We start from the raw sequence: 12,708 nt of genomic DNA on the forward strand, positions 1-12,708 counted from the left end.
GAAAAGTTCGGGCGCAAAACAATAGCGCTAAGCCTGCATTCATGTTTTCATACTCATCCTGACCTTTTTTTACCTTCTATTACCTGCCACTTACACTATGGATGGGTGGTCTACGTCTGAGGATCAGAGTTTGAAAGTGAAGCACTTACGGAAAGCCACCGTTCTCGCCATGATTGTCTCCTTAACTTCCAGCTGTTCCAGCATGCACAATATGGGTCAATCCTACGGTACCGCCATTGGCTGTGTCGGCGGCGCGGCATTAGGCGGCGGTTTGACCTATCTCGCCACCGGTGATGCGAAAAAAGCCGTCGCCGGCGGGATTCTCGGGGGCATCGCCGGCTGTGCGCTAGGCAACGTCTGGCAGAGTCGGGAAAAGGCGCTGGCGCAGATCGCCGCCGATGAAAAAATCGCTATTCATACAGAAACGCTGAAAACGGATCAATCGTCCGGCAACGATGCCGTGGGCATTGTCGCGCAGGTGGAAGACAGCGCCATGTTCCCCACGGGAAGCGCGGCGCTGACGCCCGACGGGCTACGTCAGGTGAAAAAGATCGCCGCCGCGATGAAGACCGGAGACGGCAACGATACCGGACTGCTGCTGGTCGTGGGCCACACTGACGCCACCGGCAGCGCCAGCCTGAATCAGCGGTTATCCGAACAGCGGGCGCGCAACGTCGGCCGCGTATTGGAACAGTCGGGCATCAGCGCCGATCGCCTGTATTTTCAGGGCGCGGGGTCGTCACGGCCCATCGCTGACAACGAAACGGACACAGGCCGCGCCGCCAACCGCCGGGTTGAATTGGTGGGACTCGCGAACGAAGCCCTGCTGAAACAGCGCTTACAGCAGGAAGGCAATAACCCGCGCTATCTGGAGCACGGCACAGCCAGCACGGCGACTGCCGTAGCGAAGCGTCCGTCGGCAAACACGAAGACAGCTCCCCGTAGGGAAGACCCCGCCGTATCCGCACCATCGATATCGTCACCCCCTCGGCCAGCGAAAGCCATCGAGAGCAAAAATTACGTCGATTTCGGCGGCGATGTGGTCAACGCCAGCCTGCCGAGTCTCGCGGCCAATCTAAAACCGCAGCATCGCGGCTTCAGCCTGATCGGCGAGGCCCACGCCAGCGTCGTCGCCAAAAGCTGCATCGCCGATACGGTACGCGTCAGCGGCGAAGCCAGGAATCTGGCCAGCGGCCAATCGTTAGAGGTTCATGAAACGCGGGAGTATCTACCGGGGATGAACGGCCGCGCCTGGGCCGGGCTGGTCAATGGCCATTTGGTCACGCTGTCTCCCGTGCGCGTATTGCGTGAAAACGTCAGCGTGACGGAAGATCCCAAGGTCTACATCACGCGCAACTATATGAATAACAACCGCAAAGCCGATGTGCCGCTGAAAGCGGTCGCGAACGCGTGGGAAGGCGAAGACAACATTCTCTATCGCGTTTACATTCAGGACGGACAGCAGCAAAACCTGTCCTGCATCGACCTGCTGGTCGATAAAGACAAGCCTAAAAGTCAGCAGGGCCAGCTGTTCTACTTCGGCGACGGCGACAACAAAGACTATATGGCGGCCTACACGCCAGCACGCAGCTAATTTAAGGACAATGCTATGGAATTATTTCAGACTATCGCCGAGGCCATTGCGACTTATCGCTACATTTTCTGGCCGCTGTTCGGGTTAATGGCGCTCACGCTGGTGGTGATCCGCTGGTGGAATACCGTGAGCTACTTTTTCCTCAATCTGGCCGCCGGATTTCCGCTTATCGGCCACATCGCTCGCCTGTCGCGCAGCCATGAACCCCGCCGACCGGGCACCGGTAAGACAGAGTGGTATCCGTCGGAAGAAGCCCTGTGCGCCAAATATTACGCCTATCACCAAACCACCAGCCGCGACGCAAGCTTCTACCGTCGCTGCGTCGATTACCTCGATAAAGTCGAGGAACGCGGACGCAAACCCACCGGCATCATCCTGTGGCTGTGCAGCATCGCGCTGGTGATTCTGGAAGCCTTTATTTTCGCACTGGTGCTGTCGCCCTTTATCGCCAACAACATCTCCGCCAATCAGGCTGAGTTTTCCGCCCTGGTCATCTCGGTCCTGATCGGGGTGATTCTGGTGCCGGCCACCCATCTGATGGGGGCCGAACTGCACAAAAACACGCTGCTGAAAAAAATCCGCTACTGGTACTCCGAAGCGCGCCACAGCGGCACCGCCAAAGACCTGATGAGCAGCCACAGGATCACGCTGGAAAATAGCCGCGACGACGACGACGAGCCGAACTACATCCAGATCCTGAATCGCATCAACCACAGCGTTCAGGTCAAGCCGCAGTACTGGTGCACCTTCGTCGCGTTGGTCCTGATCACCACGTTCGCCTTTGGCGCCTACTTTATTCGCGCCGCCACGATCAATGCGATGGAGACCCAGGCCGTCAACGCCTCGCCGTTTAGTCAGAGCGGCGCAGAAAGCGGCGGTTCGCCGTTCGAGCTGCCTGCCGCCGCGGTCGAAGACAACCATGCCGCGGACAAACAGGCCGTCGCCGACGTCACCAGCAATCGCGTTTTCGCCTCGAAGCTGACCTTCATCATCCTTTCTGTCATTTTTGTGGGCGTGCAGCTGATAGGGATCCTCATCGGGATTTTCCGCTCGTTCGCAGGCATCGACTCCGCCAAAGCCGCCAAATACATCGGCAACTTCAGCGGTTCGGATGAGTTCGCCGCCTACCATGCCGCCCGCCGCGAACGCGTAGAGCGCGATGCGCAGCAGAAACTCGCCACGCTGCAAAACCGACTGATGATGCAACGGCAAAACGGCCGCAGCGAACCGCTGTCCCAGATGCCGACCTTTGACGACTACGTGCTCGGCAAGCAGTCAGATCGCGAAAACAGCCGCCATAACCAGACGCATGCACAGACTCAGATAAAAACACCGCAGACTGCGCCGGCCGTTGCTTCTCCGGCTTCGGAGACCGTCAGTTCCGCGACGACGGCAGCGCCTGAAACGTCGCTTGCCGCCACCGTCCGCGACGAAACAGCACGGATTGAAAACCTCGGCGATCTGACCACGCTGAGCACAGAAGAGCTGGCGCAGGTGGCGAAGGCGCTGGGACTATCTCTGGATGCGCTGGCGAGCCGCCAACGTGTCCAGGCGATTCTCAACAAAGCGCGCGCCTAGAAAAGAGAAGAAATAAAGGAACCGGTCATGAAATATTGCCTTGCCCTGCTGCTGTTGGGGATCAGCACGGCGGTCGCCGCCGCGCCGCGTAACGATATCCCGAGCTGCTATGACTATGCGCACATGTCGCAGTATCGCCCGGAGGAATCGGGCCGGACGCTGGTTATCATCGTCGATCAGACGGTCAGAGTACCGCTCGAACTGAAGAAATCCACCTGGAATCAGGTGCTGCGTTTCGTGCAGCCGGGCGACCACGTCCTGCTGTACCAATTCTCGGCCCTGCTGCAGGACAAGTACATGACGCGGGTATTCGATGGACGGCTGGAAATGCCGTTGACCGATAAGAAGATCCGCAACGGCATCGGGATGGACAGCCTCAAATCGCTGGACGGTTGTCTGGTTCAGCAGCAGCAGTTCTTCGCCAAGACCTTGGGCGGACACATGGCCGCGAGCTTCGCTGATAATCAAACGCGTATCGCCAAAAGCGAAATTCTCGACAGCCTGAAGCACATCGCTAGCGATCTGCAGCACAGTCCGTCTTTACAGACCACGATATTGCTGATCTCGGACATGCTGGAAAACAGCGATTTCGATAGTTTCTACCGCCAGCAGGCCATTCGTGAACTCTCGCCGCAGGACCAGTTGCAGCGCGTTACACGACAGAGGTTGCTGGCGGATTTTGGCGGCGCCAACGTGTATGTCGCGGGTGCCGGCCTGATCGATATCAATGCGAAAAACGGCTATCGCTCGGGAAAAGTATTGCAGCAGTTGAAAACCTTCTGGCAGGACTATTTTGAGGCGTCTAATGCCAAACTGATCGGCTTCGGCACGCCGGAACTGACGGTGGATCTACGCTAACTAATGGGATAATTACTGTGCTCAATGACGGCGGGGCGCTTCCCCCCCGGCCGTCTTTTCTCCTTGCCCATCGCGGTATCATTTATCCCGGCGATAAATTATGCTTTTCACTACCGCGTTCTTATCGCTCCCCTCAACCACAAAAAATCGCTATGACGCCCTCTCCCGATACCGCAGTAAAAACCCCGGCCGGATCCGCTTCGGTGTCCGCCGTATTACGTTCGCCTTCTGCGCTCACCCGCGAATGTCTGGCAGGGATCATCACCGCTCTCGCGCTGATCCCCGAGGTGATATCGTTTTCCGTTATCGCCGGCGTGGACCCCAAGGTGAGCCTGATCGCCTCCGTCGTGCTGTGCCTCACTCTCTCCGTGCTGGGCGGCCGCCCTGCGATGGTGACCGCCGCCGCCGGTTCGGTCGCGCTGGTCATCGGGCCGATGGTGCATGCTCATGGCGTGGGCTATATCCTGCCCGCCGTCATTCTGGCGGGGCTCATTCAGATTGTGTTCGGGCTGGTCGGCCTGGCGCGCATGATGCGTTATATTCCGCGCTCGGTCATGCTCGGCTTCGTCAACGCGCTGGGGATACTGATTTTTGCGGCGCAGGTGCCGCACGTGCTGGGACAGTCGCCCGCCGTCTGGCTGCTGTTCGCCGCGACGATCGCGATTGTCATCCTGCTGCCTTACCTGCTAAAAAGCGTGCCATCGCCGTTGATAGCGATCGTGGTCATCACCGCCATCGCGCTGCTGGCCGGGCTGCACGTCCCGACCGTAGGCGATGCGGGGCCGATGCAGACCGGACTGCCGGGGTTCACCCAGTTGACCAAACCGCTGAATCTGGAAACGCTGTCCATTATCTGGCCGACAGCGCTCAGCGTGGCGTTTGTCGGGCTGATGGAGTCGCTGCTGACCGCCAAAATGGTGGACGACATCACCGATACGCACTCCAGCAAACAGCGTGAGTGCTGGGGGCTGGGCGTCGGCAATATCTTCGCGGGTTTTTACGGCGGGATGGCAGGCTGCGCAATGATCGGGCAAACGGTCGTCAACGTGGAGATGGGAAAAGCCCGCAGCCGGGTTTCCACCGCTGCGGCGGGACTGGTTCTGCTGATTTTGGTGACCGGTTTGAGCCACATCATGGCGCAGATCCCAATGGTGACGCTGGCCGGCATCATGATGATCGTCGCGTTGAAAACCGTGAACTGGCACAGTTTGCAGCCCGCGACGCTGCGGCGGATGCCGCTGTCCGAAACCCTGATCATGATCGTCACCGTGATGGCCACGGTATGGACCGGCAATCTGGCGATTGGCGTCGCAGGCGGCGTTATCTTCGCTATTCTGCTGTTCGCCCGGCGCGTCGCCCATGTGATCGATGCCGAGCGGGAAGTCAGCGCGGACGGGAAGTCGGTGTGTTACCGCGTGAAAGGCCCGCTGTTTTTCGGCAGCAGCAACGATCTGTTCGAGCATTTCCAGTACGCCGAAGATCCGCAGCAGGTGACCGTCGATCTCACCTACGCACAAATCTGGGACGCCTCCAGCGTAGCCGCGCTGGATGCCATCGAAAATCGCTATCTCCGCTATAACACCCGCGTGTCGATCATCGGGCTGGACGCCCACAGTACCCACATGCATCAGCGGCTGTCAGGCCATCTGTAAACGACACTGTCCAGCTTGTTGGCATGGCGCTGATGCGGCTGTTCCAGCGCGTATCCAACATTCTCCAGACAGTGAATCTTTTCGCCGTATTTTTCCTGAATGCGGCGGCATTGCTTGCGCATGTTTTCGTCGGTCACCACACGAGCCAGCTCGTCAGAAAACCTCGCTGGAAGCGGTTTTGGCAGAAAAAGACCTGACCGCCGTGAGAGGTACAGAGGAGCTATCGATAACGCTTTGCAACTGCTGATACATCTCGTCCTGCTGTTTCAGCATGTAGCAGCACAGGGTATCCAGGGGCGTTTTTCGGTCTCACAGCGCTCCTGGATACCCCCGACGATATATTCCTGCGTTGAGCCTACGCTGATAAAATTCAGCCTGCGAGACTCAGCCAGACGTTTGAAAGAACGGTTAGTACACAAATATACCTTGTGGCCACGTCTGGCCATGTGCTCGCCAATTAAAATAAAGGGAAATATATCACCCGACGATTGAAGGGCGCCAAAACAAATTCAGACGAACTCCTGTTGGTTGATAAAAACCTCATCGAATATCGATTTTATGCCTAATGAAGCGGCTTTACTTTCCAGATCAAGAAAATGACCATCCCCCTTCAAAGTATAGAATCGAGCATCGTCGAGATAATGACCAAAGATTTTAACTTCCTTACACGTGGTGTATTCATCCTTTTCGCCATTAATAAATATGATTGGAAATGATATCTTGCTAATAAATTTTTCGTAATGGTAATTCTTTAGCATCAGGATTTGATCCAGGTGAAAACAAGCCTGCCTGTATTCATGCTCATCCAAATTAGCCACGTGATTGAAATTGGTTCTCTTGAGTAATCTCGGCAGGTATTTTCCGACCTCTCTGTTCAACAGGTTCGCCACCGCTTCAAAATCTCCCCGATAAACGTATTCACGGGCTTTGAGGATATAGCGCTCCATTTTTTCGTTGATCGTCATGGAGAAAGCCGAGATAACAGCCATCTCCAGGATATCATTGTTTCGTGAGGCAGCCATTAGCGCCCCGAGTCCCCCCCAGGAAACGGACATGATGATCTCCGGCCGATAACGCCTTATCAGAGAATTGATGATATCCACTTCCTGTTCTTTCGTAATGATATCCAGTGAATCATTTAACAGCTTGGATTTTCCTGCGAAAGGGAAATCGAAAAGAATCGTATTTACCTTTCCTTTTAGGTGTTTTACCCAATTAAGAAATGAAGACGATGTCGCTAAAGCACCATTTATAAAAAATAGCCGTCTTCAGCTCAGGATTGCATATGTTTATATCGATATGGATTTTATAACCATTATAAATCACCACCTCACTCTCAGAGGCCATAGTTTTTCCTCGCTGTGTATAAAAATGTCACTGGAATTATTCTTTTTAGAAAATTATGCAACAGTTATGCATTTATAGAACATAATACTATTTTTAATTTTGCGCGAATCATGAGGAAATAATTAAACACACAGCCATGCAAAAATGAGTCCAATTTAAATAAATCCCACAGAAACAATTAACATAAAAAAACAAGGGAGCTAATAAATAGTGGCAGTATGTTTGAGTGATATTTAATAAAGAGAATGCTAGGGATGGCGTTATTTACCAGAGGGAGATTGGCAATAAAAAATAGCACTTGATAACACTGTAAAAATCAGAGTGAGGAGATATTCAAGACAAAACTCGACATATTTGTTTTTAAAATAACGACTAAGTTATAACGGTAGGAAGCTGATAGAAGAAAAAGGAGCAATGCGGCCTATTCCCCGCAGGCACGATGAAAAACCGGTCGCGGGCGATGCATTCAGACGCATAAAGCGCTTGTACAAAGAGATTCGTCGATTGACGGAATTTATCGCCGATACCGATTCAGGACATGCTATGCCGTTCCTGCCGGGCATGTTTTGCCCACCGCAATCTTCGCCTTCATCCTCTATTCTCTGCTTGCTATTCTCTCTTCCGGCGCCCCTCGTGCAGCATTTCACGGTGAATGCGTAAACAAACTATGACGTATTTCTCCCGGATCATCACGGCGTTAAAACACACTCTAAAGCGTTTTAATGCGAGGTTGGACGTTCTCTTTCTCACCAGCAAGCCTAAACAACCCCAGGAGACGCGCTCTTTGGGAGAGCCGATTAAAGCCAGATTTCACAGCAATGACACGGCCATCGGGTGATTAATCCGCGAAAAACGGCCAGACGTCCGTCAGCGCCCATAAAAATGCGATTTAAGGTTTTACAGCACGTTGGGCATAGATGAAAAAAAGCCGCTCGGAAAAGCCAAGCGGTTTTTCAGACACAGACACAGGTAACAGGTATATGCGCAACAAGAGCGTTTTTTCACGGCGCCCAAGCGCCGTAGAGGCCGTTATGCGGACTGCGTTCTGATCAGGTAATCAAACGCGCTGAGCGAGGCTTTCGCCCCTTCGCCTGTGGCAATGATGATCTGCTTGTACGGCACCGTGGTGCAGTCGCCCGCCGCGAAGACGCCTTTCACGCTGGTTTCGCATTTCGCGTCGATCTCGATTTCGCCGATGCGATTTCTCGCCACCGTCCCTTCCAACCATTGGGTGTTCGGCAGCAGACCGATCTGCACGAAGATCCCTTCCAGCGCCAGCTCGTGTTCGGTGTCGCTGACGCGATCTTTATAGGACAGTCCAGTCACTTTCTGGCCGTCGCCTTTCACTTCCGTCGTCTGCGCGTTTACGATGATATCGACGTTCGGCAGGCTGCGGACTTTATTCTGCAATACCGAGTCCGCTTTCAGTTCAGGCGCAAATTCCAGCAAAGTCACATGCTTCACCACGCCGGCCAAGTCGATGGCCGCTTCGACGCCGGAGTTGCCGCCGCCGATGACCGCAACATGCTTGCCTTTAAACAGCGGGCCGTCGCAGTGCGGGCAGTAGGTGACCCCGCGGGTACGATACTGATCTTCGCCCGGCACATTCATGTTTCTCCACCGTGCGCCGGTTGAAATGATGATGGTGCGGGACTTCAGCACCGCGCCGGAGGCGGTTTCAATCTGATGCGGCATGCCCGGTTCAGCGGCGGGGATCAGCGCCGTAGCGGTCTGCGCGTCGATCACGTCCACATCGTAGTCATCTACGTGGCTCTTCAGCGCGGTCGCCAGCTTGGCGCCCTCGGTTTTCGGCACGGAGATGTAGTTTTCGATATCTACGGTGTCCAGGATCTGGCCGCCGAAGCGTTCGCCCATCAAACCGGTACGGATCCCTTTACGCGCAGAGTAAACCGCAGACGCCGCCCCGGCAGGGCCGCTGCCGATGATCAGTACGTCGTAGACCGAACGCTGATTCAGCTGTTCAATCTGTTTAGCGTTGGCACCGGTATCGATTTTGTTGACGATTTCGCTCAGGGTCATACGACCTTGGCTGAAGTGTTCACCGTTCAGGAACACGGTCGGCACGCCCATGATATTGCGGCTCTCAATTTCATCCTGGAACACACCGCCATCAATCGCGCTATGGGTGATGTTCGGGTTCAGCACGGTCATCAGGTTCAGCGCCTGAACGACGTCGGGACAGTTGTGGCATGACAGCGAGTAGTAAGTTTCGAAATTGAACTCGCCATCCAGTCCACGAATCTGGTCAAGCAATTCCTGGGCTTCTTTAGACGGATGTCCGCCGACCTGCAGCAACGCCAGCACCAACGAAGTGAATTCGTGACCCATCGGCACGCCGGCAAAACGCGGACCGTGCTGAGAACCCGGATTGGTGATAAGGAAAGAGGGTTTACGCACTGGCAGGTCGTTGTTTTCAGTGAAACTGACCTGTTCAGATAATCCTGCGACCTCAGTCAGCAATTCTCTAACTTCAGAAGATTTTGCCGAGTCATCCAGCGTCGCCACTAACTCAACAGGTTTGGTTAATTTTTCCAGGTAGGCTTTTAACTGGACTTTCATTGTATTGTCGAGCATTGATTATCCCTCAGTGCGAAAAAAATCGGGTGCTGTGCACCCGATAAAAACATCAATAAACTATTAGCGGAGCAGGCTTAGATTTTGCCGACCAGGTCCAGAGACGGGGCCAGAGTCGCTTCACCTTCTTTCCATTTGGCAGGGCACACTTCGCCCGGGTGAGAAGCGACGTACTGAGCAGCTTTCACCTTGCGCAGCAGGTCGGAAGCGTCACGGCCGATGCCTTCAGCAGTGATCTCAACCGCCTGAATGATGCCCTGCGGGTCAACGATGAAGGTGCCGCGATCCGCCAGGCCTTCGGCTTCGCGCAGGTTTTCGAAGTTACGCGTCAGCTGGCCGGTCGGGTCGCCGATCATGGTGTATTTGATCTTGGCGATGGTTTCTGAGCTGCCGTGCCAGGCTTTGTGCGTGAAGTGGGTATCGGTAGACACGGAGTAGATTTCTACGCCACGCTCCTGGAATTCGTCGTAGTAATCAGCGACGTCGCCCAGTTCGGTCGGGCAGACAAACGTAAAGTCAGCCGGGTAAAAGAAGAACACACTCCACTTACCTTCAATGTCTTTTTCAGTAACTTCGATGAACTCACCGTTTTTGAAAGCCGTATTTTTAAATGGTTTAACCTTGGTGTTAATTACTGACATCACTTTATCCTCATGCGTGTTGGTATGGGGCTAAGGTACAGAAGTGCGCCACGACGGGCTAATGCGTTGTCGTTATCGAATCAATCAGCGATACCTTGCATGATAACGACACGTCGAGATGGGAAGTAAGTACGGCAGGCTGGATACCGCGCCGAAGAGCGGCACAGAACCGCTTCGGCGCGGTGTCTATATCGGAAATCTCCGCGCCACGGCGCGGAGCGTAGCTTATGATTTCGCCAGTTCAGTGGTGCGTTTAACCGCTGCGAGAACGCTGCGCTGCAGCCCGGCGGCGAAGTCGCTGTTGTTTAACTCATACAGACCATGCATGCCGACGCCGGCCGGCGAGTTGTTGATGTCCAGCAGTTGGCGCGGATGCTTGCCGCTGATGCTGAGCATCGCGACCGCGCCGACCAAATTCTCATAGGCAACCTGCGTCGCCTGTTGCCGCGGCAACCCGGCCAAAACGCCCGCATCGACCAGAGATTCGATAAAATAGTAGACGTAGTTGGGACCCGCAACGCCGAAACCGGTAAAAATATCCAGCAGCCGCTCTTCCAGCAGCATTACTTTGCCAAAACTTTCGAGGAATTCGCACAGCGGCGCCTCTTCGACCCGCGAATTCAACACCGCGCCGCTGTAGCCATACCCGGTATCCGTCAGCGTATTCGGGATCACGCGCGCGATGGGGCGCGTTTCGCCCAGCAGTTCGGTCAAAGTCGCCAGCGTGACGCCAGCGATGATAGACACCACCGTCGCCTCGGGCGCCGCGTGCTGACGGATGCGGGCGGAAACCGCCGCGATGTCATCCTGCGGGCGAACGCCCATGACGATATAGTCGGCTCCGGCCAGCGCGGCATCCCCGCCCAGGGCCGATGTCAGCTGGTAACGCTCCGTGAGCGTGGCGATCCGTGAGGCGTCGATATCCTCTAGCGTCACCGCATCACGCGCCAACTTGCCGCTGTTCAGCGCCGCCCGAATAATGGCTTCCGCCATTTGCCCTGCTCCAATAAAGTGAATTTGACTCATAATTTCCCCCTGAAATTGACGTAACAGATCCGGTTTGATTCATAGATGCGTGACCCGCGACGGCCCACTTTACCCTCATCCGACCGCAAGCATCGCACACGAAAATCCGCCAATGTCGTCTGATGGTTCAGAACGTAGTCCATTCCAGCGGTCAGTCGATTATTCAGCGACGCGCGCCTCCACTTTACGCATACAGCGTCCATAACACAGAGAACCGGCCTCCAGAAACAGGGACATGAATAACGAAAAAAAACGCGAGCGGTTTTCTCAATCGTTATTTCATTGCCGATATAATCCTGCAATGAAATAACGCAAGATGGCTTATCTTTTTATTTCTTCTGCGCACCATCTTCAAACACGTTTAATTCAGGAGGTCTTTGCAGAGATTATTTAAAATTATCTAACCTTCCGAAATAAATACGCGCCAGTCCCTCTTTCGTCACTGCAATCGCGTGATCGGCGCTGAGCGAAACATGTTTTTCCATTAACGCCGCGCCGCGTTCAATATCACGCTGACGCAATGCATCGATAATACCGATATGTTCATCATACGCATTATTACGACGGCTGGGCGTTTCCAGATCGATTCGGCGGAAAAAGCGGATCAGGGAGTTCAAACTTTCAAGCGTTTCGTACAGTCGGCCGTTACGCGTAATACGGGCTATGGACAGATGAAAAGCCTCGTCATCCTCAGCCACTTTCGTCCAATCCGTGATGGTTTCCGGGGCTGGAAGCGCCCGGCAACTCGCCTCCCAAATCGCCGCCGTTTGTTCTATCTCTTCATCGCTGGCCCGCTGGCAAGCCAGGCGGAATGCGGCCTGTTCAACAATCGCGCGCATCTCATAAAGGTCGTGTACGCCTTCTGGCGTAATGTCGCGCGCGTAAAAACCGCGGTTGGGCACAACGTTCATGAAGCCATCCCGCGCCAGACGATTCAACGCCTCGCGGACCGGCGTGCGGGACACGCTCAGGCGTGCAGCCAGCTCGACCTCATTAATTCTTTCGCCCGGCTTAAAGTGATAATCGATCGCCAGCGCTTTTACCGCTTCATACACTTTTTCCACGCTGTCCGCGCTGCGCACTGTTTTCGAACTCACCGGCACGTTATTTCCTCTTAAAAAGCCGACACGAAGTTACTATAGAATTTAAATGATTCTTTACCGTATTCGGGAGCTAACGCCCTGGTAAGCCCAGCGTCAATTCGCTTAATTAAATTGATAACACGCCTGAATTCATAACACAACGACGATGTGCATACACATCTATCGACACATAAAACCAAGAATGAAAATACAATCCCAGTCTTGTTAATAACGAGGAGCAGAAAATAAGGCGATAATGATGAAACAATGAAAACCTTGCACAACGGCGAATCAAAATGCACCAATATGAAGCAATTTCGTACAGAACAGCGGTT

General features: G+C 54.4%; 11 protein-coding genes. 4 read left to right on the forward strand and 7 right to left on the reverse strand.

Annotated elements, in window-relative coordinates:
* The first annotated feature begins 136 nt into the window (after positions 1 to 136).
* The 4 genes from I6N93_RS14650 (at position 137) to I6N93_RS14665 (ending at position 5,682) form a co-directional block, all read left to right on the forward strand.
* Complete coding sequence (locus I6N93_RS14650) at positions 137 to 1,594, forward strand: OmpA family protein (protein ID WP_232100168.1); 1,458 nt, start codon at positions 137 to 139, stop codon at positions 1,592 to 1,594.
* Positions 1,595 to 1,609: 15 nt separating this feature from the next.
* On the forward strand, positions 1,610 to 3,172 hold the full coding sequence (locus I6N93_RS14655) for a hypothetical protein (RefSeq protein ID WP_085689634.1): 1,563 nt from the start codon (positions 1,610 to 1,612) through the stop codon (positions 3,170 to 3,172).
* A 27-nt stretch (positions 3,173 to 3,199) separates the two neighbouring features.
* Complete coding sequence (locus tag I6N93_RS14660) at positions 3,200 to 4,030, forward strand: hypothetical protein (RefSeq protein ID WP_085689636.1); 831 nt, start codon at positions 3,200 to 3,202, stop codon at positions 4,028 to 4,030.
* A 152-nt stretch (positions 4,031 to 4,182) separates the two neighbouring features.
* Positions 4,183 to 5,682 (forward strand): SulP family inorganic anion transporter, encoded by a 1,500-nt coding sequence (locus tag I6N93_RS14665; RefSeq protein WP_085689638.1) that lies wholly within the window; start codon positions 4,183 to 4,185, stop codon positions 5,680 to 5,682.
* Here I6N93_RS14665 and I6N93_RS14670 read toward each other — a convergent pair.
* From I6N93_RS14670 to I6N93_RS14700, 7 genes are all read right to left on the reverse strand, one after another.
* Entirely contained in the window at positions 5,658 to 5,804 is a 147-nt protein-coding gene (locus I6N93_RS14670) for a hypothetical protein (RefSeq protein ID WP_176222564.1), read from the reverse strand. The genes I6N93_RS14665 and I6N93_RS14670 overlap by 25 nt on opposite strands.
* A gap of 144 nt (positions 5,805 to 5,948) precedes the next feature.
* Positions 5,949 to 6,191 (reverse strand): glycosyltransferase, encoded by a 243-nt coding sequence (locus tag I6N93_RS17490; protein WP_368073463.1) that lies wholly within the window; start codon positions 6,189 to 6,191, stop codon positions 5,949 to 5,951.
* Complete coding sequence (locus I6N93_RS14680; protein WP_331253708.1) at positions 6,192 to 6,935, reverse strand: alpha/beta fold hydrolase; 744 nt, start codon at positions 6,933 to 6,935, stop codon at positions 6,192 to 6,194.
* Between the two features lie 1,123 nt (positions 6,936 to 8,058).
* Entirely contained in the window at positions 8,059 to 9,624 is a 1,566-nt protein-coding gene (gene ahpF / locus I6N93_RS14685; RefSeq protein ID WP_085689644.1) for an alkyl hydroperoxide reductase subunit F, read from the reverse strand.
* 77 nt (positions 9,625 to 9,701) lie between these two features.
* A complete protein-coding gene (gene ahpC / locus I6N93_RS14690; protein ID WP_085689646.1) occupies positions 9,702 to 10,265 on the reverse strand; it encodes an alkyl hydroperoxide reductase subunit C in 564 nt (187 codons plus the stop codon).
* Between the two features lie 225 nt (positions 10,266 to 10,490).
* Entirely contained in the window at positions 10,491 to 11,291 is an 801-nt protein-coding gene (locus I6N93_RS14695; RefSeq protein ID WP_085689648.1) for a pyrroline-5-carboxylate reductase family protein, read from the reverse strand.
* A 386-nt stretch (positions 11,292 to 11,677) separates the two neighbouring features.
* Positions 11,678 to 12,388: a GntR family transcriptional regulator gene (locus I6N93_RS14700; protein ID WP_232100075.1), complete on the reverse strand. Its 711-nt coding sequence runs from the start codon at positions 12,386 to 12,388 to the stop codon at positions 11,678 to 11,680.
* Positions 12,389 to 12,708 lie beyond the last annotated feature (320 nt).

The sequence above is a fragment of the Lonsdalea populi genome (assembly GCF_015999465.1).
Taxonomy (GTDB): domain Bacteria; phylum Pseudomonadota; class Gammaproteobacteria; order Enterobacterales; family Enterobacteriaceae; genus Lonsdalea; species Lonsdalea populi.